The following is a 21,853-nucleotide window of genomic DNA, read 5'->3' as shown; positions in this document are numbered from 1 at the left end:
GTACTAAAAAGGGGAGGGCCTGCACCGAGCAGGTCCTCCCTCTATGTGTACGGCAGTTTAGTCCGTTTGCGTCAGGCTGCGGTCACCGGACCACTCGACGTGGAAGGTGCCGGGCTTATCGGTGCGCTTGAAGGTGTGCGCGCCAAAGAAGTCGCGCTGGCCCTGGATAAGGGCGGCGGGCAGGCGGGTGGCGCGCAGGCTGTCGTAGTACGACAGCGAAGACGCGAATACCGGGGCGGGCAGGCCCATCTGGGTTGCCGCGACGACGACGCGGCGCCACGGTTCGATGAGGTCTTCCAGCTCGCCCTTGAAGTAGGGATCCAGGATGAGGGCGGGAAGCTCTGGATTGGTATCAAATGCCTCGCGGATTCGGTCCAAGAACTTAGCGCGGATGATGCAGCCGCCGCGCCAGATGGTGGCCAAGTCGCGCGGATCGACATCCCAACCGAATTCAGCAGAACCAGCCTTGATCTCATCGAAGCCCTGGGAGTAGGCGATGAGCTTGGCGGCATACAACGCACGGCGAACGTCTTCGATGAACGCATCCTTGTCGATGTCGAAGTCCGCGTTCGTGCCTGCTGGAAGCTGACCCTCCTGCGCGGCGGCGCGCTGCTGGCTAGAAGAAGACAGTGCACGGGCAAAGACGGACTCGGCGATCCCGGTAATTGGAACGCCCAATTCCAAGCCATTGATGGCGGTCCAGCGGCCGGTACCTTTCTGGCCGGCGGCGTCCAAGATGACATCGACAAGCGGGGCGCCCGTATCCGGATCCTTCTGGGCCAGTACCTCGGCGGTGATCTCAATGAGGTAAGAGTCCAGGTCGCCGGAGTTCCACTCCTTGAAGATTTCCGCGATCTCGGCAGGCTCCATGCCAGCGCCGTAGCGCAGCAGCTGGTAGGCCTCGCCGATGACCTGCATATCGGCGTACTCGATGCCGTTGTGGACCATTTTAACGAAGTGGCCGGCGCCATCCGGTCCAATGTGGGTCACGCACGGGGTGCCATCTACCTCGGCAGCGATGGACTCCAGGATGGGGCCCAAGGTCTCCCAGGACTCGGCCGGACCACCAGGCATGATGGACGGGCCGTTCAAGGCGCCTTCCTCGCCGCCGGAAATGCCCGCGCCCACGAAGTGCTTGCCGCGCTCGGCCACTTCCTTTTCGCGACGAATGGTATCCGTAAACAGCGCATTGCCGCCATCGATGATGATATCGCCGTCATCCATGGCATCGGCAAGCTGGTCAATGACCGCATCGGTGGCCTTGCCCGCCTGCACCATGATGATGGCCTTGCGGGGCCGCTCCAAGGAAGCCACGAAATCCGCGATGGACTCGGAAGGAATAAAGTTTCCTTCGTCACCGTGGGCCTCAATGAGGGCGTGGGTCTTTTCTGGGCTGCGATTATAGACGGCGACGTTATTGCCATTGCGGGCAAAGTTGCGGGCTAGGTTGGAGCCCATTACCGCTAGGCCGACAACACCAATGTGCGCGAGTTCGTTCTTTTCAGTCATGGTGCCTATCCTACGTCACCGCCTCACTTTCGCCGCGCTGGCGGCTAAGCTTGAAGGCTATGTCAGATACCCAGATACTCAATGACTTACTTCACACCGCGCACACGCGCCTGCTCAACGAGGAGGAACTGGAGAAACTAAATTCGGTCAACGGCGGGCTTGCCGAGTTCATCGGGCTCACCTTCGACCGCGTGGGCCCGACCGAGGCCCGCGCGCACCTCACCGTGACCCCTCAGCACCACCAACCCTGGGGCGTGGCGAACGGCGGGCTATATTGCACCATCGCGGAAACGGTAGCCTCCCTTGCCAGCGTCGCTGCTGCCGATGCCCCAGCGATGGGAGTCAATAACTCCACGGACTTCATCAAAGCGACAGGTGAGGGCGAGCTAGAAGCGGTGGCCGCCCCCATTCAATTAGGCACCCGGACCCACGTGTGGAGCGTAGAAATGCGCCAAGGAGACACCTTGGTTGCACGCACCACGCTGCGCACCATGATTATGGGTGAGCGCAGCTAGAGCCAGTGGTTCTTCCGGAACCACGCCCACAGGCCGCCCACCACAGCAACCATGATGATTATTGCCATGGGATACCCAAAGGCCCAGTGCAGCTCCGGCATGATATCGAAGTTCATGCCGTAAATGCCGGCGACGAGGGTCGGCGCGGCCCACATGCCAACCACGGCGGAGATGGTGCGCATATCGGAGTTTTGTTGCATGGTGACCTTGGCCACCGAGGCATCAATAAGCGAAGTCAAGCGTTCATCGAAGCTGGCCACCAAGTCATTGACCACGAGCTCGTGGTCATAGACATCGCGCAGGTAGGACCGGATCTGCTTAGAGATGAGATCCTTATGATCCGAGACCATTGCCTTTAGCGCCGCAGACAGCGGGTAAATGGCGTGCTTCATTTCCAAGACTTCGCGCTTGAACATGTAAATGCGGTCGACGTCGAATTTGAGGTTGGGGGTAAAGATTTCCTCTTCGAGTTCATCGACTTCATCACTAATCAGGCGGGCGACCTCAGAGTAGCGGTCCACCATCATGTCTAGGATCTTCCAGGCCATGGCGACGGGGCCGAGCTCCACCAAATCCTGCTCGTCTTCGACTGTGTAGGCCAAGTTAGGCAGCTTTGCACCGTGGCGGACGGTGATGATGAAGTTAGAGCCCATAATCATCTGAATTTCGCCCGTAGAAATGATCTGGCGCTTATCTTTTACCTCATCGTGGTCGCGGTAATTCACCGAGCGCGCCACCACAAAGAGCTGGTCATCGTAGCGCTCTAGCTTTGGGCGCTGGTGGGCCATAACAGCGTCTTCCACGATGAGCTCGTGGATGCCAAATTGCGAAGCGATCTTCGTCATCTGGGATTCATAGGGCTCATGCAAGCCCACCCAAACAAATCCACGCCCATATTCCGCCACGGTTTCTAGGGCGGAATGCGCGGAATACTCGCCGGGCAGGGCCTCACCATCAACGAAGACGCGGCAGTGCTCGATGGCGCGCTCGGCAGGAACCGGTGGGAAGGAAGGCTGACTAGGAGGCGTGGATTTCTTTCGGCCCCTAAAGGGCGTGGGTACGGACGGCATCGTTTCAGCCTCCTTTGCACGATAGTGCGGATAGTAACGCAATCAAGTAGTAAAACGGGCCACGTTTTACGCAGCGGGTAAAGCTTACACCGACGGTGGGTAATATAATCGAATCTATGCCTACGTGGAAAGAAGTTACCGAAGCCAATCCCGCCCACTCCCATAATTTCGCCCGCAAATGGAAGATGCTAGAGGCGCAGGGCAAGGACATTCATGGGGAGGCCCGGCTTGTCGATGCCATGGTGGAACGCAATTCCACCATCCTCGACGCCGGCTGTGGAACCGGCCGCGTCGGCGGGGAATTGCTGCGCCGCGGACACAGCGTGGTGGGCATCGACGTGGACCCTATTCTGATCGAACACGCCGAACATGACTTCCCGGACGGCGAATGGTTCGTCGGGGATCTGTGCACGGAAGAGGTTCCTGAAGGACCCTTTGACCTCGCTGTTTCTGCGGGAAACGTCATGGGATTTTTGGCCGTGGACGGCCGCGAGGAAGCCCTGCGGAATATTTTTAACTCGCTGACCCCCGGCGGACGCTTCGTCACCGGCTTTGGGGAAGGCCGCGGCTGGGACTTCCAGGACTTCCTCGATATGGCGCAGAAGGTGGGCTACCGCATAGACTTCACATTCTCTTCTTGGGACATGAAGCTATTCTCGGAGCATTCCACCTTCTTGGTCGCCGTGCTTTCCAGGCCTGGCGCAGACCTATTGGCATAAGGCCTTAAAAGCGCCGGTCCGCTTGGTCGAAGAAATCTACCTCGTGAATGCTGGCGCTGATAAAGGCGCGCTCGGCGCGGGTACGGGTGGCCTCATCCGCCTTTTCTAAGGTTTCCTCCACAATCCTGATGCTCTCGCGCACCCCGGCGAGGAAATCTTCGCCGCCGTAGACCTCCAACCAGGCATGGTAGGGGTGATCCGGCGAGTCGAATTCCGCCAAGTGCAGGCCTACCTCCGCATACAGCCAGTAGCAGGGAAGTACCGCCGCGATGCCGACGGCATAATCTTCCGTGTGCGTGCTGCGAATCAGAAAATCCGTATAAGCGCAGGTGACCCGCGATGGTGCCGTGGTGGCCGAATCCTTCAACCACCCGCGGTGCAGCTCAGCCTCCTCTGCGAGGCATTCGTAGGCGCCCTGCGCCCAGTGCAATTGCTGTGCGGTATCGGGTGCCTGGCTGGCCAAGCGAGCCAAGGCCTTCGAGTAGGACGCCAGGTACTGCGAATCCTGATCAAGGTAGAAACTGAAAGCATCGTTGGCGAGTGCTCCGGACCCGAGCTTCTGGATGAAGGGTAGTGCCTTTACCTGATCCCAGTGCTCCGCTGCGATATTCCACAGGCGCTGCGTGTACGGGCCAGCGGCGGCAACCCGCGGCTGTTCGGGATTTTCTACCTCTTCCAAAGGTCCAGCCAAGTGAGGAAGCGGGACCGAGGATGCAGCCCGCATCAAGCGCTGCGAGCGGTGCAGGTGGTCTACCGGCCCGCTGCCCTTGCCGACGCCCAGCGCATCCGCATTAGCAATCGCCTCGTGCAACCAGTCCGTCGACCACTCAAGGGCGGTGGCGGCATCATCGCCTGCGCCAAGCCGCGTTGCTAGGGCAGAGGAGAGGGAGCAGCCCGTGCCGTGGGTATTCTTGGTCTGCACTCGGGCCGATTCCACGCGGTGAACCTTGCCATCGGGAGTGACCACGGCGTTATCGGCAATCGCCGAGTCAAGGTGCCCGCCCTTGACGATGACCGCCGTATCCGCCTCAGCGGCCCACGCCTTAGCCACCTCGATGGCACGGTCCAAATCCGTGGCTTCCTCCGTCTGCGTCAGCACGGCTAGCTCCTTGAGGTTGGGCGTGATGACATCAGCACGGGAGCACAGCTCGCGCACCGCCTTTTCCGCCTCTGGGTCCAAGAGGCGATCACCGCTGGTGGCCACCATGACCGGGTCCAAGACCACGGGGACGGACGGCTCGATCTGGTCGAGGAAGGTGGACACGAGGTCGGTGATGGGGGCATCGGCAAGCATGCCGATCTTGATGGCGTCGATCTCTACGTCCTCGCGGACCGAATCCAGCTGCTCCTGCAGGAAATCCAGCGGCGGGACGTGGACGCTGCGCACGCCCTGGGTGTTTTGGGCCACTAGCGCGGTGACCACGCTCATTCCATACCCGCCCGCGGCAGCGATGGACTTCAGATCGGCCTGAATGCCGGCTCCGCCTGTGGGATCGGTTCCAGCAATCGAGAGAATACGAGGGTAGGTTCCTTTAGCCACGGTAGGCCTCCTTTAGGTTGTGTGCTGCCGCTGCCGGGTCACCAGCAGCCATAACGTCGCTGACCACGCAGATCCCTGCGAAGTCGCTTGCAGAAAGTTCGTGGGCATTGTGCGCCTTGATGCCGCCGATAGCGACGGACTCGATGCCGCGTTCGCGCGCCGCGGTGGCAAGGCGCCTGGCTGCCTCAGCGCCGATTCCCGCTGGCGCATTCTTCTTGGTCGCCGTCGAGTGGACCGGGCCGATACCAATGACATCGGGGGCCTCCTGCGGGTCAATGGCGTCCAGCTCTTCCCGCGTGCCCACCGAAAGCCCGATAAGCTTATCGGGGCCGAGCAGCGTGCGGGCTTGGTTAAAATCCATATCGTTTTGGCCAATGTGCAGGTGGCAGCCCACCCTAGCCGCTACCTCGACGCGGTCATTGATAAAAAGCGGTACGCCGCCTAAGACCTTCATGAGTTCGCGGGCAGTAGCCTCGACCTCCTCGTCGCTGGCTTCTTTATCGCGCAATTGCACGACGGTAGCCCCGCCGCGTACCGCCTCTTGCACGATGGGAACGACCTTGTCCCGCCCGCCGGCGAGCTCAGGATCTGTGACGAGGTACAGCGTCCAATCGATGCTCATGACAGCCCCGCAATGTCTGCGACCTCGGAGGCAGAGATTCGCTCGTCGATCCCCTCGGTGGACAGCTCATGCAGCGCATCGAGCCAGGCGACCGCAAAGGAGCCGGGTGCCGTGGATTTCTCCGCGGCAACACTGCCCGCGGCCCCCACATGCGCATGCGCTGCGATGATCGCTGCGAATGGATCCTCCCACGCTGCCAGGTAAGCCGCGCAGAGAGCGCCCAGCGAACAACCCGTGCCGATGACGTTTTGCAGCATCGGGTGCCCAGACTCGAGGCTTACCGCACGCGGCGTTTCGCCTGCCTGCACGATGAGATCCGTGGGGCCAGACACGGCAACAACGGCTCCAGTATCGCGGGACAGTTTGAGCGCCGGTTCCAGCGCCGCCTCCACGCCATCGGTGGACTCCACGCCGCGCCCGCCGGCTCCGGTTCCTGCTAGAGCTATGATCTCGGAAGCATTGCCGCGAATCGCCGTCGGGCGCTGCGGCAAGACTTCGTGCATGAACTCAGTGCGCTTTTGCAGACCACCCGCGCCAACGGGATCGAGGACCCACGGGTTTCCAGCCGCGGTCGCACCGGCGATTGCTTCTCGCATGCCGTCGTATTGCTCGGAATTCGGGGTCCCACAATTGATAAGCACGCCGCTGGCTATCTTCGCAAAATCTTGCGACTCATCTGGGGTATCTACCATTGCTGGGCTGGCGCCGATGGCCAATAGCGCGTTGGCAGAAATATTGCTGACGACCTTATTGGTCAAGCACTGAATAAGTGGAGCGGTATCACGCACCGCATCGTGGGCACGGAGAAATGAACAATCCACAACAATCCCTTCGCTAGTTCTAACTGAGAGCAGGTTCAATGGGTGTATCTCAGCCACTGCGTGGCACCCCATGTTGTAATGCCCAAGCCTAACAAAAATGGGAAAATAGGGACGAAAACCACAAAAGCCGCCGCCCACAGCCCCATAGCGGGGTAGTAGGACAGCGGCTGGTGCCGAGGAGGATTTAGTTCTTTTCTTCTTCCGCCTCATCGATAAGGTTGCGGGCGATGCGCTGCTGGGTAGTAATCTCCAGGTTGCCGCGGTTGCGGGAGAGGATATTAGCCGCCCAGTTGACCAATACAGCCAAGCGGCTGCGTAGACCAACGACGTAGGTCAGGTGCAAGGCGAGCCATGCCAACCAGCCTGGGAAGCCGGAGAATTCGGTCTTGCCCAGCTTCACAACGGCATTGAAGCGGGTCACGATGGCCATCGAGCCCTTGTCGAAGTACTCGAATGGTTCCTTTTCATCGGCCGTGGACTCCTCGTCCACCTTGGTCTCGATGAGCTTGGCGACGTGCTCGCCACCCTGAATTGCCACCTGTGCCAAGCCCGGCAGGCGGTTCAGGGACATCATGTCACCGATGATGTAGACGTTGTTGAAGTCACCAACGGTCATGTCATCGTTGACGGAAACGCGGCCCGCGCGGTCAGCCTCGACTCCGGCCTGGTCAGCGACCATCTTGCCCAGTGGGGAAGCGGAAACACCAGCGGACCAGATCTTGGTCGCGCCCTCGAGGGTGACCTCTTCCTCGGTCTTCATGTTCTTATAGGTCACGGAGTCTTCGTTGACGTTGGTCACCATGGCGTTCAGGCGAACGTTGACGCCTTCCTTCTCCAAAGTGCGCTGAGCACGGCGGCCGAGGCGCTTGCCAAACGGCGGGAGCACCTGCGGCGCACCGTCGAGCAGGTAAATCTTTGCGGCGGAGGTGCCGTAGGTGGAGTAGACATCGCTAAGCGTGCGGTTAGCCAACTCAGCGATCTGGCCGGTGAGCTCCACACCGGTTGGGCCGGCACCGACGATGATGAAGGTGAGGAGGCGCTCGCGCTCAGCGGGGTCATCGGTAAGCTCAGCTTTTTCGAAGGCGGAAATGATGCGGGAACGCAGCTCCAGGGCATCATCCAAGGTCTTCATGCCAGGGGCAAACTCCGCGAAGTGGTCATTGCCAAAGTACGACTGGCTGGAGCCAGCAGCGACCACGAGGGAGTCATAGGAGTAGGTGCGCGAAAAGTCATCGAGCTCGGCGGTAACCGTCTGGTCCTCCAGGTTAATGTCGGTCACGTTGCCGTTGACAAAGTCCACATTATCCTGGTTGCGCAGCAGCTGGCGGGTCGAGGGGGCAACCTCACCAGCGGAAATCATGCCGGTAGCCACCTGGTAGAGCATTGGCTGGAACAGGTGGTGGTTCTTCTTATCGATGAGGGTGATCTCAACATCGGCGTTCTTCAACTTCTTCACAGTGTTAAGACCGCCGAATCCACCGCCAACCACGACGACGTGGTGACGGCTTCCGTTTGGACGATAAGGGGTATCAGTCATGGAATTAATGCGACCTTCCTCGAGAAAGCTTATTTAAGTACCCGTATAGTGTAAACGCTAGTTACATAACGTGCATACTTGATACCCATTTACATGCGTTTCAGGTTTCCTTTCATGCGGAGCGCCTTAACCGAAACCGCTCAGAATCTAGCTAAAATAAGCGCAACCGTGACCCTTGCACCCAGGAGCGCTCCCCAAACCATGAGTTTTTCCACCCCCGAGCATCTACGCTCCATCGACGCGGAGGCATGGCCCAATATTGCGACCGTGCCATCGCAGCGCTGGGCGGCGCTAAAATCCCGTCGGGCCGAGGCAGAATTCGCCAAGGCCTGCGATAATGCCGGCTTGGAACTGGAACTCGATGCTGCTGGCGGCCCCGATTTGAAGGTAGGCCACGATGCGTTATTCGAGCGAATCGCTGCCACGGGCTGGTTAGGTTTTGCCGAAAGCTATATGGCAGGCGAATGGACCGTCGCATCCTCCACTCAATTGGTGAAGGTTTTAGGCAAGCTCCTGCAGGTGGGGTATCTTCCCAAGCCACAGGGGGTTAGAGTAGGAGATTCAGAGCCAGGGGAGCTGCCTCTCGACCTAGTGCGCCTCTATGCTGGCGATGGGTTAAGCCACGTCGGTGGGATCTTCTCCAGCGGCGTGCCGACGACGATCCGGGAAACGGTCGAAAGCTTTACCCCGAAAGCCGGAAGCCGGGAACCGAAGAGCCACTTCGTTGATGTCACCACGGTGAGCGAACCCACCAATGTGGACCGGGACGACTTAGGTGAGGCGCAGCGTAGGGCAGCAGATTGGCTTCTCGATGCCACCCGCACCGGCGCCGGTACCCACATTCTGGTTTATCCCGCGGCCGGGATGCAGGCCGCGATACGCGCTACCAAGCGCCGCGCCACTGTCGATGTCCTGACCAGCGATGTTGAACAGATCACCCAGATGCGTGAGGCACTTGTCTTTGCTGGAACGGAAGACTCTATCCACATAGAGCGGATTCCGGATCCCGTTCCGAGCCCGAAGCAATGGCGCGGGCACTACGATGCGATCATCAGCGTGGAAAAGTTCGAGCAATTAAGCCCGCGGGAGCGCAAGGCATATATTCGGGTCCTTGACCGATTCCTTACCGCAAACGGCCGGGCGGCTTTTCAATCCATTGTTGCCACCGACGCCATGTCGGAGGCTGCCCGAGCATCCTTGCAGGCCATGCGGGCCTATATCTGGCCAGGACTCGACTATCCGCTGACCATGGACGTGCACCGGCTCGTGGATAAGAACTCGCACTTGCGCATCGTGTCCGAAACGCACGTGGGCAGCCACTATATCGAATCCCTGCGCCAGCAGCGATCCTTTTTTGATGGGCATCTTCGTGAGGCCGCCGCTGCCGGCTTTGATCCGGTTTTCCGCAGGTTATGGACCTTCCAATTCGCGCTTCGTGAGGCGCTCATGAGCCTCGGGATGATAGAATCCGTCCAATTCGGACTGACCCACCGCAATCGCGGCGGGCGCCGCTAGGATTTTTATTGCGGAAGCTCATCAAATTCGTCCAGCAGTTCAACGCTCGGGACGAAAAAGTTCGTACCGGTCAAGGCCGTGGAGAAGTCCAGGATCCGGTCATAATTGCCTTCGGGATCGCCGATGAACATATTGCGCAAACGCTCATTAATATCCTCTGGGTCCTTGGCATATCCGATAAAGTAAGTACCCATCTCACCTGCGGCAAAGGAACCGAAGACCATGTTCTCGCGGTAGATATCCTCCTCGAGGTCATTGAGAGCCACGTGGGAATTTGATGACTGCGCATCCTCATCGAGCTCCACGTCATCGGCCTTGGTACGCCCGATAACGCGTTCCTGCTCTTCGGTGCTGATACCGCTCCACTTATCTAGGTCATGGGTGTATTTTTGCACTGTGACGTAGGAGCCGCGGGGATAATCGGCGTCATCGGCAAGCAGCACTGTCTCTAGAGCTTCCTCGGGGAGGGGATTGGCGGTGCCATCCACAAAGCCTAGGAGGTCGCGCTGGTCCAAGTACTTGAAACCCTGGGTCTCATCGATGACGGTCGCAGCATCGCCCAGCTGGCGCAAGACCTGGCGCGCCATCTCGTGGCAGAGGTCATAGGTATTCGCGCGGAAATGCAGCAAAATATCGCCCGGCGTGGAAGGCGCCTTGTACGTGCCCTCGAGCGGCTCGAACTCCTTGAGCTTGTCCGGCCGGGGAGCGCTGGTGAGGCGTGGCCACATGTTGGCGCCGATGCCAACGACCGTGTACAGCTCGCCCTCGTTATGGCGGAAATTGACGGACTTGAAGGTATCGCCAAATGCGGAGAACATGTCCCGAGTGGCTTGCTCGCCGCCTTCTGCAATGTTCAAGACCAAGAAAAGGGCGGCGCGGGAAGGCTTAGTGACAACGCGTTGAATAGTCATGAAGTCCAGCATATGTGTTGGCCTTGGGCGTTGCACGTTTGGTGTATGTGGTGTGTGGGGTTGGTGTGATGTGCCGGCATGGCTTGCATGCGGGATGCGCTGGCATGGCGTGATGCGTTTTTGCAAATAGCGAGCCGATTTGGGCCTTTTGAGGGGCTCTATTTGTAAATTTGGAACACTTTGCGCCCGGGTGGCTGGACCATTCTTGGATTAAGGGCCGCGGCACGATGGGAGGGACTTCTACGGATCTAAAATGACATAATGTACATTATCGGACAATTATGGAGATCTGCTGGTTAAGTTGAGGGCGGCTTGAGTGTAACCCCTTAGGTCCGTGGATTCGGTCCGGGATGTTGGCTGGCCTACCTGTTGCTGCACGCTGAGGCCTTGAGCACGTCAAAGCTTCTGCGACTTCGGCTCCTCAGTGGCCAGAGTTTAGATTCCTGAAGCGAGCCTGGCTTGAGAAATCGTTTCGACGAGGCTTGTGTGGAGTGTCTGGCAGGCGGCACGCCACGGCTCCGGACGGCTCGGACGTCCGATTGAGTCGAGATTCGCTTCAGGCGGTCCTTTCCTGCCGCTGGACCTTGGTGCACTTATACCCCGGTATTTAGTCACAGTGACGTTAAAATAACGCTATTGGTTTTTGTAGGCGCTCCACAGCTGCCAGATGGTTAACACCGCCAGCAATGCTGCAACCGCCGTGACTAGCCACATCTGTTGGACCGCGACGAAAATCGAGAAAGCTATGACGACAATGAGGCGGAACCAAAGCACGGGAATTAAACGTCGAGAATTCACGGTTTAGTCCTTATTCAAGGAGATGCGCAGGTTGATCTCGCCGTCCTCGGCAACCTTAGCCGCCAGCATGTCTGGCGTCTCCACGTTGTAGTCCAAGCGGTTAATCGGAATATCGCCGCCAATGACGATATCGTCGCCGTCGCGCAAAACATCGAACTCATGGGTGATTTCCTGCGTCTTGTCCTTGATCTTGAGGTCACCGGTGAGCTTAACGGAGCCTATGGTGCCGTCTTCGGGAACATCGGCAAGTGAGACGGGCTTGGTTAGCGTGAAGGACGATTCTGGGAAGTCTGAGGTCTTAAAGAGCTTGGACTTCATATTTTGGTCGCGGACTTTCTTATCCGTGGTCAAGGAATCCATATTCACCGTTATGGTGGCGGATTCCAGCGTGGAATCGGAAATCTCCGTCTGGCCGGTGACCTCCGTGGTCGACCCAGAGGTGGACGTCCTCTCTGCCGGCAGAACCTCGTCGAAGGTAAAGCCCACCGAGGTGTGGTTATCGGCGCGGCCCTTGGCCACAGACCAGGAACCGTCGACCGGCGTTGAGGCTGCCTTGGCGCCATCGGCAGTCACGGGCTCCGTCTTGACGCCGCCGCTTTTGAAAAGCGAGTACACAATCGGGCCGATCGCTACGGCGGTAAGCACGAGGATTAAAACCACGAAGATGGAAACGACGAGTTTCCGGTTATAAAAAAGCTTTTTCATCTACTATCGAAGTCCTTCTAAACGCCGAGCCAGCGAAATAAGCTCCTCACACAGACTGGAAAGCTCTTCCGCGCTCGCGCCTTCTTTTGCGGCAGTTTGAATGTCTTCTGCGGAACACCGCAATTCAAAAAGGCCGTCGCGCAAGCCTTGCACTTTATCTGGGCTCAAGATTACTGCATCGGCAGGAATATCCGTGCCACTAACATTGTTTCTTTGTTCATAAGCACGCTGTTTGCACGAGGCGCTGCAAAACTTACGTGGTCGTCCCCTACCGCCTTGGTCAATATCCTTTCCACACCACTGGCAGGAACCGACATTGCTTTCACGACTAGCTGTACGGATCACTAGATACACTTTAGTCCATTAAACGGCGGGCTGGGAACAATACCGCGTGGGTGTTCGTTATAATAAATAGCTCTTAGGCGAAACTATCGCCGTCAATCAGGGATCTCTTTGAAAAGGATGATGTTGCATGGCAGATCGCGTACTCCGTGGCAGCCGTATGGGTGCAGTCAGCTACGAAACTGACCGCGACCACGACCTCGCACCGCGCCAGATGGTGAAATACCGCACGGACGATGGTGAGATTTATGAGGTGCCCTTTGCACATGAGGCAGAAATCCCTGAAGAGTGGATGTGCAAGAATGGCAAGCTGGGCCACCTCGTAGAGGGCGAAGGCGTGGAAGCTAAGCCCATCAAGCCACCGCGCACCCACTGGGATATGCTGCGGGAGCGTCGCTCCATCGAGGAACTCGATGAGCTTTTGGAAGAGCGCATTAACCACCTGCGTTCCCGCCGCCGGACCGCTGCTCGCCTCCTCAAGGAGCAAGAACAGCAGAAGAAGTCTTAAAGGCGAAGACGGAATTAATTAAAGCCCGTACCCTGACTGCCATTTTGGCACGGGGTGCGGGCTTTAATGCTGCCTAGATTACTTCTTCTTAGTCAGCTGGCCCACCTGGTGCTTGACCAAGTATCCCAGCTCATTGGCCAAATTGGTGGCCCAACCGACACCGTTGCGGGCCTTCTGACCAGCATTGTGAACGGAGCCGTATTTGACCTCGTGGTCCGCCAGCTTGGACATCTCGCCGGCAAAATCCTTCACCTGCTCCGCGCGGTGGGCCACGCCCCACTTGGTTACCTCGAAGAGGGAGTCCTTGACAAAGGAACCATCCAGCTTGGACTCACCGTACTCGCGCTCGGTGAAGGTGATGGGCACCTCGCGGATATCGTATCCAGCCTTGACCGCGCGGAAGGCCAAGTCCACCTGGAAGATATAGCCGGCCTTGGACAGCTCGTCAAAGTCGATGTCTTCCAAAAGCTCGCGGCGGAAGGCACGGTAGCCGGCGGTCATATCGGACAGGTCGGTTCCGAGCGCGAAAGAGATGTAGAGGTTGCCCAAGCGGGACAGGTACTCGCGGGATGCCGGCCAATTGACGGTCTCGCCGCCCGGCACGTAGCGGGAACCGATGACTAGGTCCGCGCCCTTGTCAATCTCCTCCAACAGCAAGTGCAGCTGTTCTGGGGCGTGGGAGCCATCGGCATCCATCTCACAAAGGACCTGGTAGTCGCGCTCCAGGCCCCATTCGAAGCCGGCGATATAAGCGCCTAAAAGGCCGCCCTTGCCCTCGCGGTGTAGCACGTGAATGTGGTCATCTTCTGCTGCGAAAGCATCGGCCTTCTCGCCGGTGCCGTCGGGGGAATTATCATCCACAACGAGGATGTGAACCTCTGGCAGCGCCTCGCGGACGCGGCCGGTAATCAGGGGAAGGTTTTCAATCTCGTTATACGTTGGGATGATAACCAGCGTCGCAGAATCAAGAGTGCTCACAGTAATTAATGCTCCTACTTTTCTTTAGCGCCGACACCGCGAGGTGTACGACCCAATCGGTTAGTACGCACGGCAATGAGTGCGCAGACGGTACCAATAATAACCATCAGCCACTGCATGAGCGAACCGTAGCGCACCGAAAATGTTTCGCCGGTTTTCAGTGGCAGGCGTTCTACCAGTGCCGCGGGCTCAAAAAGCTCCGTGGATTGGCTCACGCTGCCGTCTGGGTGCACGAGTGCGGACACTCCAGAGGTGGCTGCAACCACGACGGCGCGGTCTGTTTCTAGCGCGCGCAGCCTGCTCATAGCCAGCTGCTGGTACGTCATATCGGAAAAGCCGAATGTTGCGTTATTGGTCGGAGTCGTCAGAATCTGCGCGCCGTTTTTGACGGATTCATGGAAGGCATTATCGAAGGAGACCTCATAACAGGTCGCCACACCTACCGCGACGGAATTCATGGAGACCACACCGGGCCCGTCCCCTGCCTTGAAATCACCGGCGAGGTCAACGTAGTCAGAGAAATGCGCGAAGAAGTCCCGCATGGGCATGGTCTCACCGAACGGCTGCAGGTACTTCTTATGGTGGTGATCGCCCACACCATGGCCAGGGGTAAAGACTTGCATGGTATTGCGCGCGCCTACCTCATCGCGGGTGGCGGTACCGACCAGCACGGGAGCGTCAATGGCATCGACGGCCCCGCTAATGGCTTGGGCTGCTTCCCCATCGCGGAAAGGATCAATATCGGAAGAATTTTCCGGCCAGATCACCAGATCTATATCGTCTTCGCGGCGCGCGAGCTTCTCCGTTTCCTGAACGTGGTTATTTAGTACCGCGCGACGCTGCCCGGCGAAGTCCAGACCGCTGCGCGGCACGTTACCTTGAATGGCCGCCACCTTGGTATCGCCAACCTTGGTATCGGCAGGATCGATGCCACGCCCGGCCGCTAGTCCAACGATGAGCGGGAGAATAAGGGCGGCGCCAGCGGCAATCTTTACCCGCCCGCCGCGCAGCAATAAGCCGGCAAGGCCGCAGGCGCACAGCGCCGTTGCCACTGTAATCAGGGAGGTCCCGCCCCACGGGGCGAGATTGGCTAAGGGCCCTTCGATTTGTCCCCACGCCAGTTTGACCCAAGGGAAACCACCAAAAGGCACCGAGGAACGCAGGACCTCCACGGCGAGGTACACGAAGGGAAAGACCAGAAATCCATATCGCCACCGCGCCACAGAGGCCCCGAATATCCCTAAAAGGATGGCATATACCGAAAGCCAGATGGCAAGCGCCGCATAGGGCACGGTCCCTACCAACTCGCCAATCCAGGGCAGGCTCAGCAAGTACAGAATCAGCCCGTGCGCCACCGCCAAAAGCGCGCCTGTGGCCCCGCGCACCTGTCGCCCACGCCAAGGCATGAGGCTCACATACAGCAGGGCGATGCCAATGATCGCGCCCCACCACCAGCCGCGCGGCTCAAGGGCGGTAAAGGTCAGCGCACCAGATATGCCCGCTATGACGAGGCGGGCGAAAAATATCGCCACTTATTTTCCGTCCTGCGAATTGCCATCGCCGCGGGGACCGAAGTCATCAGGATCCAGGTTTTCGGACCAGTTGCGCAGCTCTTCTTCGTCGATAACTTCGTGGGAATCGCTCTGACCAGACGATTGCCCAAAAGATTGGCCCGAGGCCTGCCCAAAGGAACCAAAATTGCCATAGCTATCGTGCTGCTGTGCCATGGGCGATGCCTCGTAAATGCGCACACCCATCTTCTCCACCTTGCGGTAGATGGATACGGCCATAAACTTTCGAAACAGCGACCGCGTTGGGGCGAAGATGAGCAAGATACCAATAAAACTGGTCAAAAACCCAGGCAGGGACAGCAACATGCCACCGGCCAAGGTTAGGCCCACATTCCCGGCGGTTTTACCCATGTCGTTATCGCGGACGTAGTAGGTCCCGTCACCAGCCTGTTCTACCTGTTTACCCATCAACCGGCGCACCTCAATACCGGCGATGGACATTCCAAAGAACATGGTGATGAACAGAGCAATGAACGCCCAAAAGAGGCCAATCCACTCGGCGACGGCCCAAAACGCTAGGGTTTCCGCCAGCATATAGAGGACGAGATATAAAAACGGCATAGTTTCCAGTTTAACGAGCAAAGCTGACGATATGCTGGCAACACTCGATCCCAGCGCAGGGCTTCTCACCGGCTACACTGGCAAGCTATGCATTACCCCAAATTTTTCCAGCATCCCGAGTCCGGCACTTCCCTGCGCCTGCACGTTGTGGGCGGTTTTACCAGCCCTAATGATTGGATCCATTTGGGTTATTGCGCGGCGCACTGGGCCGATGGCAGCGTCTACATTAGCCCTAATTCCGCCATCGAGTTGCGGGGCGTCACGGACAAGGCGCAGCTGGCGGCTGAGCTGGATAAATTGGAGTTGCAGAGCTTCCACATTCCTGTGCTGGCCTCTCCCCTTTCTGCCGCGGCGAAGCAGGCCGCGCGCGAGCTGGCCACGCACCTGAATACCGAACAGCCCGGCGTGGAGTCGCTCGCGATTACCGCTACCGACGATCTCCCGGCTTCTGCCACGCAGGTCAGCATGCGTCTGCTTGACGATGCCACCTTGAATATCACCCAGTCCCCCGCCGCCGACATCCCTACCGCAGGCCTCTCGCTTGCCGATGCCGCAGCCCACCTCCAACGCCTCGGTGCACAAAGCACCGAGACGAAGGGCGGTGTGACAAGTGACGCGGAGCTTAACGCAGAACCTGGGCCCATTGGCTGGTTGGACGAGCACCAGGCAGAAGGCGTGGTCGACCTTGGCGCGGGGGTCTACCAAGGCGCCATCCCGGCGCAGTTCGCGCAGCTTATCGGCCAGCTCGAGGTAAACATCACGGTCACCCCGTGGGGTGGCTTAGTCTTTCACGACATCGCAGAGGGCGATGCTGAGGTCGTCCTCCGCGTGCTCGCCCCGCGCGGTTTCATCTTCGACATCAACTCGCCCCTGCTGCGGGAGGGCGAGGCCGACTAACGCGGCATGTGCCGCCACACGGGCCGGGGCACGAGCCGCATGACCCAGGCCAAAGCCTGCAGGGCCTTCGGGATCCACAGGGTGTGGCTGCGTGCCTGACCGCGGCGGTCGTCGTTGTCTATGCAAGCAACGACGGCATCGGCGACATCGCCTGGCCGCACCGATAGCGGGGCCGGTTTCATTCCTTGGGTCATGGACCCGATGACGAACCCGGGGCGCGCGGTAATCAACCCAAGCCCACTGCCGTGCAACCTATCCGCAAGGCCCTGACAAAATGCATCCAGGCCAGCCTTGGTGGAACCGTAGACATAATTGGCGCGGCGGGCCCGCCAGCCAGCGATGGAGGAAAAGGCCACGATATGGCCGCGCAGCATCGACTGCGCCGCCACCGTCAGCACGGAGACCTGGGCGGTGTAGTCGATAGTGGCGATTTGTGCTGCCTGGGACGGATCGAGTTCCGCTTTATCTTGATCCCCTAGGATGCCGAAGGCGACCACAGTCAGCTCAATGGCGCCGACGCGTTCCTTGGCCTCGGCAAAGATCTGGCGGTGCTGGGAGAAATCCTCCGCATCGAAGGACAGCTGGTAGACGCTGCGTGCACCTGCGGCCTCTAGCTGAGAGGTTACCTCCTCAAGCCCGTGCGTCCCGCGCGCGGCGAGGACGATGTCGTTGCCGCAGGCCACGCGACGGGCGATTTCACCGCCGATATCGCTGCGCCCGCCTAGGATCAGTACGCCAGCCACTTAGCGCACTTCGCGTTCAACGACGTTGAGGGACTCGTAGCCATCCTTGGTAAGGACCACGATGTCTTCTAGGCGCATGCCCCACTGGCCTTCCAGGTAAATGCCTGGCTCGATGGAAAAGGCCATGCCCTCTTCCAGCGCTAGGTCATTTCCCTCCATGATGAAGGGCTCTTCGTGGGTCGAGAGACCAATTCCGTGGCCGGTGCGGTGGACGAATTTATTGCCCCAGCCGGCATCGGCAATAGCCTTCCTAGCAACCGCATCGATTTCCTCGGCAGTGCTGCCGGGTTTGGCGGCGGCGAGGGCGGCCGCTTGGGCATCGTAAAGCACTGCATAAGCGTCCTGGAAGTCCTGCGGTGCCTGGCTAAGATCGCCGCCTACGACGTAGGTGCGGGTGCAATCGGAATGGTAGCCGGAGGGCAAGGTGCCTCCGAGATCCACGACGACGGGCTCGCCCGCAGCCAGCTTCCGGTCAGAGAAGCTGTGGTGCGGATTGGCGCCATTCGGGCCAGAGCCCACGATGACAAAGTCAATGATGGAATGTTCTTCGAGGATGAGCTTTTCCAGTTCGTGCGCCACCTCGGCCTCGGTGCGGCCGGGCTGCAGGAGCCCAGGAACCTGGGCGTGCACGGCGTCGATGGCCTGGCCGGCCCTGCGCAGCTCTGCGATTTCCGCCTCATCCTTGCGGGTAAACAGCTCTGCGAGCGCGTAGGTGGCAAGGACATAATCCGTCTCGGGCACGAGCGCCTGGAACTGCAGGATGTGGTCCGCAGTCAGGGATTGGCCCAGAGCGACCTTCTTGATCGGCGCAGCGCCCTTGAGGGCGAGCTCGTAGGGATTATCGCCGTCATTCCACCCGCGCAGCTCCACATCGAGCTTGCCGACGGGCGCCGATTTAATATCCGTAATATCCGTATTCGGCGAGACAATCCACGGGGTACCGCTCTGCGGAACCGCCAGCACCGTCAGGCGTTCGTGGGACGATACCCACGAACCGGTCAGGTAGGCGAAATCGGGGCCGGTGCCAATCAGCAAAAGGTCAATGCCCTGCTGGGTGGCCGCTTCTTGCGCGGCCGCGAGCCGGCGCGAATACACTTCGGGAGAAAAAGCCTGAGTAGTCATACACCTCAGTCTACTAGCCAGCAGGCCGGGCTAGCTTAAGCCCCGATCGCGACGACCCCGCGCTGGATGGCATCGATTGCGCGGCGCGCGTTGCGCTGAATCTGGCCATCGTAGCCAGTCTTGGCGATTTGCTGCAGGAGGTCCACAACTTGGCGGCACCACCGCACGAAGTCACCGGGGGTAAGCTCCGCGCCCGCCTCATTGGCCGCCGCCATGCAATAGCCCAACGGCGCACCCGCTGACCATTGGTGAATGGCCAGCGCAAAACCGGCTTCCGGCTCGCGCGTTGGGGGCAGGCGGTGGCGCCGCTCATCCGCGCTGAGTTCGGTATAGATACGCCACGTCGCATTCATGGCATCGGCCATGCGATCCGTTGCGGCCTCCGGCTGGCCCCCAGTGGCCTTCCTATTTTCAAAGCAGCACAGAGATGCAACGCCGGCCAACTCCGCCGGATCCAGCTCATCCCAAATTCCTCGTTTCAGGCATTGGGCAACGAGCAGATCGGATTCGCTATGAATCTTGGCTAGGCGTTCGCCTTCCTCAGTGATGACCGGCGTGCGATCGCTGCCGGCACCAGAGAACTCGACATAGTCCATCTCCGCGAGAAGATCCACGATGCGTTCAAAGGTGCGGCCCAAAGTATCGGTTGCCTTATTCACCTTGGTCTGCAGCTTTTCGAGGTCGCGCTCGCGGCGCGCCAACTTCTGTGCCACGCCGGCCAGTTGCTCCCTGTCGGTGGCGGGCCAGTCGTGCGCAGGGTGCTCGCGAATGGCATCGCGCAACTCGCCTACCCGCTTATTTGGTCGCAGGCGCGGCTTCGACTTCATCCGCTTCGGGCGGTCAAACTTTTCGCGGTGGAAGACGTCCTGGATGTACTTGGTATTGCGCCGCGGGTTCTTCCGCACCGGCTTCGGGATCTTAATCCGCCCCAGTTGAATCGGCGGATTGCTAATCCCGGTGGCATCGATGCGCCCTGACCAGCCAGATTCCGTGGTCACCCACGGGCGTGGATCCGCGGTCTGGTTGGCCGGGGTGACCACCGCGGCAAGAGTGGGCCGCTTCTTTCCGGCAATCGCGATGACATCGCCCAATTGCAGGCGCGCTAGCACCGCGACTACTTCCTGGGTGCGTTGGTGTTCCTTATCAACCTTGGATTGCTTTTCTTCCACCGTCAGCTCGCGGCGCAGCCGGATATAATCCATGAGCACCTCGGCGGGATCCTCGCCGTCCTTGGCTGGTGGTGCGAGGGCATCTACGGCATCGTCAAGCTGCTCGCGCAATTCGCGCACGCGATGCTCTGCGCGCTCTAATTCGCGGGTTTCTTCGACCACGGAACCATCGGCTTGGAACTGCGCAAAGGACTTTTCTAGGAGCCGCAGCGAGTCCTCAAAGCCGAGCATGCCCAGCAGGTTGATGGCCATGTTATAGCCTGGCGCAAACGTAGAAATCAGCGGATACGTGCGCGTCGATGCCAAACCCGCGACAAATCGCGGATCCATCGCCGGGGCCCACTGCACGACCGCATTGCCCAGGGTATCGATTCCGCGCCGGCCCGCGCGCCCAGTCAGCTGCGTGTATTGGCCCGGCGTGAGATCCACGTGCGCTTCGCCATTGAACTTAATCAACTTCTCGAGCACAACCGTGCGCGCTGGCATATTAATGCCCAAGGCAAGGGTTTCGGTAGCAAATACCGCGCGTACCAAACCGCGGACGAAGAGATCTTCTACGATGTGGCGAAAAGCCGGCAACATTCCTGCGTGGTGGGCGGCAAAACCGCGCGAGAGCGCTTCGCGCCACCGCCGGAAATCCAAGACCTGCAGGTCTTCTTCCGGAATGCCCTCGACGCCGGCATCGACGATGGCCTTGATCTCTTCTGCCTCTTCCTGCGTCGTCAGCACCATCCTGCTGCGCAGGCATTGATAGAGCGCGCCATCGCAACCGGCGCGGGAAAAGATGAAGGTAATCGCGGGCAGCATATCTTGCGATTGCAGCACCTTTAGCACCTCTGGGCGCCCTAAGGGGCGGTAGCGATCTTGCGGACGGGAGGAACCGGAACGCCCGCTCGCTTTACCATGAAATTCGCTGCGCCCGCCGCCCTTGTGGCGCGCCCTCGCACGGAACCCCTTGCCGGATTTATAGTCCGCGCGCCCATCGTCGCTATCGCCTGCCTCCAAGCGCTGAATGCGGCGCTCTAGTTCGGAATTGACCTGGCCGCCGGATTCCGGCTCAAAGAGCGGGTAAATCTTGCGGCCCAACATCATCCATTGATCGAGCGGGACCGGCCGGTGTTCAGTCACGATGACAGAGGTATCGCCGCGGACCGTGGCGAGCCATTCACCGAATTCCTCGGAATTGGACACAGTGGCAGACAGCCCAATGATGGATACGTGGTCCGGCAAATTCAGGATGACTTCTTCCCAGACCGCGCCGCGGGAGGCATCTGCAAGGAAGTGGATTTCATCCATGACCACGTGTGTAAGCCTATCCAGCGCCGGAGAATCCGCGTAGATCATATTGCGCAGCACCTCGGTGGTCATCACCACGATTTCGGCATCGGCGTTGATGGAGACATCGCCAGTAAGCAGACCCACGGCATCCTCGCCGTGCTCAGCAACGAGGTCGTGGTATTTCTGGTTGCTCAGCGCCTTAATCGGGGTGGTATAAAAGCACTTCGTGCCGCGGCTTAAAGCCAAAGACACGGCGAACTCGCCAACGACGGTTTTACCTGCGCCAGTAGGGGCGCAGACGAGCACCCCTTGGCCATTTTCTACCGCCTCACACCCCTGCACCTGGAACTCATCCAAGGGGTATGGGAGGCCGGCGGCGAAGGTATCCAGGTGAGTTTCAGTCATATTTCACAAGGCTACCC

21 protein-coding genes and 1 riboswitch are annotated in these 21,853 nt (G+C 59.4%); of the genes, 5 read left to right on the top strand and 16 right to left on the bottom strand.

Translation table 11 applies throughout. The annotated features are described in order from the left end of the window. Positions 1-57 precede the first annotated feature (57 nt). Positions 58-1,509: an NADP-dependent phosphogluconate dehydrogenase gene (gene gnd, locus ABRP93_RS01355; RefSeq protein WP_349886567.1), complete on the bottom strand. Its 1,452-nt coding sequence runs from the start codon at positions 1,507-1,509 to the stop codon at positions 58-60. Positions 1,510-1,568: 59 nt separating this feature from the next. Here gnd and ABRP93_RS01350 point away from each other — a divergent pair, with 59 nt between their 5' ends. After that, positions 1,569-2,024, top strand: coding sequence for a PaaI family thioesterase (locus tag ABRP93_RS01350; RefSeq protein WP_349886565.1), 456 nt, complete (start codon positions 1,569-1,571; stop codon positions 2,022-2,024). On the opposite strand, the gene corA is transcribed toward ABRP93_RS01350, so the two are convergent. Then, on the bottom strand, positions 2,021-3,094 hold the full coding sequence (gene corA, locus ABRP93_RS01345; protein ID WP_005279244.1) for a magnesium/cobalt transporter CorA: 1,074 nt from the start codon (positions 3,092-3,094) through the stop codon (positions 2,021-2,023). The two genes, ABRP93_RS01350 and corA, sit on opposite strands and share 4 nt — an antisense overlap. A 116-nt stretch (positions 3,095-3,210) precedes the next feature. Here corA and ABRP93_RS01340 point away from each other — a divergent pair, with 116 nt between their 5' ends. After that, positions 3,211-3,813, top strand: a complete 603-nt coding sequence (locus tag ABRP93_RS01340) for a class I SAM-dependent methyltransferase (RefSeq protein WP_349886563.1) — start codon at positions 3,211-3,213, stop codon at positions 3,811-3,813. A 4-nt stretch (positions 3,814-3,817) separates the two neighbouring features. Here the strand turns inward: ABRP93_RS01340 and ABRP93_RS01335 are convergent, their stop codons facing one another. From ABRP93_RS01335 to ABRP93_RS01320, 4 genes are all read right to left on the bottom strand, one after another. Then, positions 3,818-5,353 (bottom strand): bifunctional hydroxymethylpyrimidine kinase/phosphomethylpyrimidine kinase, encoded by a 1,536-nt coding sequence (locus ABRP93_RS01335; RefSeq protein WP_023022300.1) that lies wholly within the window; start codon positions 5,351-5,353, stop codon positions 3,818-3,820. Continuing rightward, positions 5,346-5,975 (bottom strand): thiamine phosphate synthase, encoded by a 630-nt coding sequence (thiE, locus tag ABRP93_RS01330; RefSeq protein WP_349886562.1) that lies wholly within the window; start codon positions 5,973-5,975, stop codon positions 5,346-5,348. Before thiE ends, ABRP93_RS01335 begins: the two co-directional genes overlap by 8 nt. Continuing rightward, a complete protein-coding gene (gene thiM / locus ABRP93_RS01325) occupies positions 5,972-6,796 on the bottom strand; it encodes a hydroxyethylthiazole kinase (RefSeq protein WP_349886561.1) in 825 nt (274 codons plus the stop codon). Before thiM ends, thiE begins: the two co-directional genes overlap by 4 nt. Beyond that, positions 6,784-6,877, bottom strand: a riboswitch (TPP riboswitch). Its footprint overlaps the gene before it by 13 nt. 103 nt (positions 6,878-6,980) lie before the next feature. Further along, on the bottom strand, positions 6,981-8,333 hold the full coding sequence (locus ABRP93_RS01320; protein ID WP_284770682.1) for an NAD(P)/FAD-dependent oxidoreductase: 1,353 nt from the start codon (positions 8,331-8,333) through the stop codon (positions 6,981-6,983). A 201-nt stretch (positions 8,334-8,534) separates the two neighbouring features. Here ABRP93_RS01320 and ABRP93_RS01315 point away from each other — a divergent pair, with 201 nt between their 5' ends. After that, complete coding sequence (locus ABRP93_RS01315) at positions 8,535-9,848, top strand: SAM-dependent methyltransferase (RefSeq protein WP_349886558.1); 1,314 nt, start codon at positions 8,535-8,537, stop codon at positions 9,846-9,848. A gap of 5 nt (positions 9,849-9,853) precedes the next feature. Here ABRP93_RS01315 and ABRP93_RS01310 read toward each other — a convergent pair whose 3' ends face one another. From ABRP93_RS01310 to ABRP93_RS01295, 4 genes are all read right to left on the bottom strand, one after another. Further along, positions 9,854-10,759, bottom strand: coding sequence for a Dyp-type peroxidase (locus ABRP93_RS01310; RefSeq protein WP_349886557.1), 906 nt, complete (start codon positions 10,757-10,759; stop codon positions 9,854-9,856). A 633-nt stretch (positions 10,760-11,392) separates the two neighbouring features. Continuing rightward, positions 11,393-11,557 carry a hypothetical protein gene (locus tag ABRP93_RS01305; protein ID WP_023022311.1) on the bottom strand — a complete coding sequence of 55 codons (165 nt, stop codon included), beginning with the start codon at positions 11,555-11,557 and terminating at the stop codon, positions 11,393-11,395. A 3-nt stretch (positions 11,558-11,560) separates the two neighbouring features. Next, complete coding sequence (locus ABRP93_RS01300; RefSeq protein ID WP_349886556.1) at positions 11,561-12,262, bottom strand: YceI family protein; 702 nt, start codon at positions 12,260-12,262, stop codon at positions 11,561-11,563. A 3-nt stretch (positions 12,263-12,265) separates the two neighbouring features. Then, a complete protein-coding gene (locus ABRP93_RS01295) occupies positions 12,266-12,607 on the bottom strand; it encodes a hypothetical protein (RefSeq protein WP_284771868.1) in 342 nt (113 codons plus the stop codon). A 127-nt stretch (positions 12,608-12,734) separates the two neighbouring features. On the opposite strand from ABRP93_RS01295, the gene ABRP93_RS01290 reads away from it, so the two are divergent. Beyond that, positions 12,735-13,112, top strand: a complete 378-nt coding sequence (locus ABRP93_RS01290; RefSeq protein ID WP_005279221.1) for an RNA polymerase-binding protein RbpA — start codon at positions 12,735-12,737, stop codon at positions 13,110-13,112. A 78-nt stretch (positions 13,113-13,190) separates the two neighbouring features. Here the strand turns inward: ABRP93_RS01290 and ABRP93_RS01285 are convergent, their stop codons facing one another. The 3 genes from ABRP93_RS01285 to ABRP93_RS01275 are packed head-to-tail and all read right to left on the bottom strand — an operon-like array spanning position 13,191 to position 16,222. Next, positions 13,191-14,090, bottom strand: a complete 900-nt coding sequence (locus ABRP93_RS01285; RefSeq protein WP_284771869.1) for a polyprenol monophosphomannose synthase — start codon at positions 14,088-14,090, stop codon at positions 13,191-13,193. Between the two features lie 14 nt (positions 14,091-14,104). Further along, on the bottom strand, positions 14,105-15,622 hold the full coding sequence (lnt, locus tag ABRP93_RS01280) for an apolipoprotein N-acyltransferase (RefSeq protein ID WP_284771870.1): 1,518 nt from the start codon (positions 15,620-15,622) through the stop codon (positions 14,105-14,107). Continuing rightward, positions 15,623-16,222, bottom strand: coding sequence for an FxsA family protein (locus tag ABRP93_RS01275; protein ID WP_023022319.1), 600 nt, complete (start codon positions 16,220-16,222; stop codon positions 15,623-15,625). Between the two features lie 87 nt (positions 16,223-16,309). Here ABRP93_RS01275 and ABRP93_RS01270 point away from each other — a divergent pair, with 87 nt between their 5' ends. Continuing rightward, a complete protein-coding gene (locus ABRP93_RS01270; protein ID WP_349862240.1) occupies positions 16,310-17,119 on the top strand; it encodes a precorrin-3B synthase in 810 nt (269 codons plus the stop codon). Here ABRP93_RS01270 and ABRP93_RS01265 read toward each other — a convergent pair. The 3 genes from ABRP93_RS01265 to ABRP93_RS01255 are packed head-to-tail and all read right to left on the bottom strand — an operon-like array spanning position 17,116 to position 21,836. Beyond that, a complete protein-coding gene (locus ABRP93_RS01265) occupies positions 17,116-17,862 on the bottom strand; it encodes an SDR family oxidoreductase (protein WP_349886554.1) in 747 nt (248 codons plus the stop codon). The genes ABRP93_RS01270 and ABRP93_RS01265 overlap by 4 nt on opposite strands. After that, on the bottom strand, positions 17,863-18,984 hold the full coding sequence (locus ABRP93_RS01260; RefSeq protein WP_349886553.1) for a M24 family metallopeptidase: 1,122 nt from the start codon (positions 18,982-18,984) through the stop codon (positions 17,863-17,865). A gap of 35 nt (positions 18,985-19,019) precedes the next feature. Then, positions 19,020-21,836 carry a DEAD/DEAH box helicase gene (locus ABRP93_RS01255; RefSeq protein ID WP_349886551.1) on the bottom strand — a complete coding sequence of 939 codons (2,817 nt, stop codon included), beginning with the start codon at positions 21,834-21,836 and terminating at the stop codon, positions 19,020-19,022. Positions 21,837-21,853 lie beyond the last annotated feature (17 nt).

The sequence above is a fragment of the Corynebacterium sp. KPL2850 genome (assembly GCF_040225855.1).
GTDB lineage: Bacteria > Actinomycetota > Actinomycetes > Mycobacteriales > Mycobacteriaceae > Corynebacterium.
This window is presented reverse-complemented; position numbering and strand designations above follow the sequence as displayed.

Bases quoted from the DNA above. Each gene is read 5' to 3' on its own strand.
- gnd (WP_349886567.1), bottom strand. From the start codon at position 1,509: ATGACTGAAAAGAACGAACTCGCGCACATTGGTGTTGTCGGCCTAGCG.
- ABRP93_RS01350 (WP_349886565.1), top strand. From the start codon at position 1,569: ATGTCAGATACCCAGATACTCAATGACTTACTTCACACCGCGCACACG.
- corA (WP_005279244.1), bottom strand. From the start codon at position 3,094: ATGCCGTCCGTACCCACGCCCTTTAGGGGCCGAAAGAAATCCACGCCT.
- ABRP93_RS01340 (WP_349886563.1), top strand. From the start codon at position 3,211: ATGCCTACGTGGAAAGAAGTTACCGAAGCCAATCCCGCCCACTCCCAT.
- thiE (WP_349886562.1), bottom strand. From the start codon at position 5,975: ATGAGCATCGATTGGACGCTGTACCTCGTCACAGATCCTGAGCTCGCC.
- ABRP93_RS01320 (WP_284770682.1), bottom strand. From the start codon at position 8,333: ATGACTGATACCCCTTATCGTCCAAACGGAAGCCGTCACCACGTCGTC.
- ABRP93_RS01315 (WP_349886558.1), top strand. From the start codon at position 8,535: ATGAGTTTTTCCACCCCCGAGCATCTACGCTCCATCGACGCGGAGGCA.
- ABRP93_RS01310 (WP_349886557.1), bottom strand. From the start codon at position 10,759: ATGACTATTCAACGCGTTGTCACTAAGCCTTCCCGCGCCGCCCTTTTC.
- ABRP93_RS01300 (WP_349886556.1), bottom strand. From the start codon at position 12,262: ATGAAAAAGCTTTTTTATAACCGGAAACTCGTCGTTTCCATCTTCGTG.
- ABRP93_RS01290 (WP_005279221.1), top strand. From the start codon at position 12,735: ATGGCAGATCGCGTACTCCGTGGCAGCCGTATGGGTGCAGTCAGCTAC.
- ABRP93_RS01275 (WP_023022319.1), bottom strand. From the start codon at position 16,222: ATGCCGTTTTTATATCTCGTCCTCTATATGCTGGCGGAAACCCTAGCG.
- ABRP93_RS01270 (WP_349862240.1), top strand. From the start codon at position 16,310: ATGCATTACCCCAAATTTTTCCAGCATCCCGAGTCCGGCACTTCCCTG.
- ABRP93_RS01260 (WP_349886553.1), bottom strand. From the start codon at position 18,984: ATGACTACTCAGGCTTTTTCTCCCGAAGTGTATTCGCGCCGGCTCGCG.
- ABRP93_RS01255 (WP_349886551.1), bottom strand. From the start codon at position 21,836: ATGACTGAAACTCACCTGGATACCTTCGCCGCCGGCCTCCCATACCCC.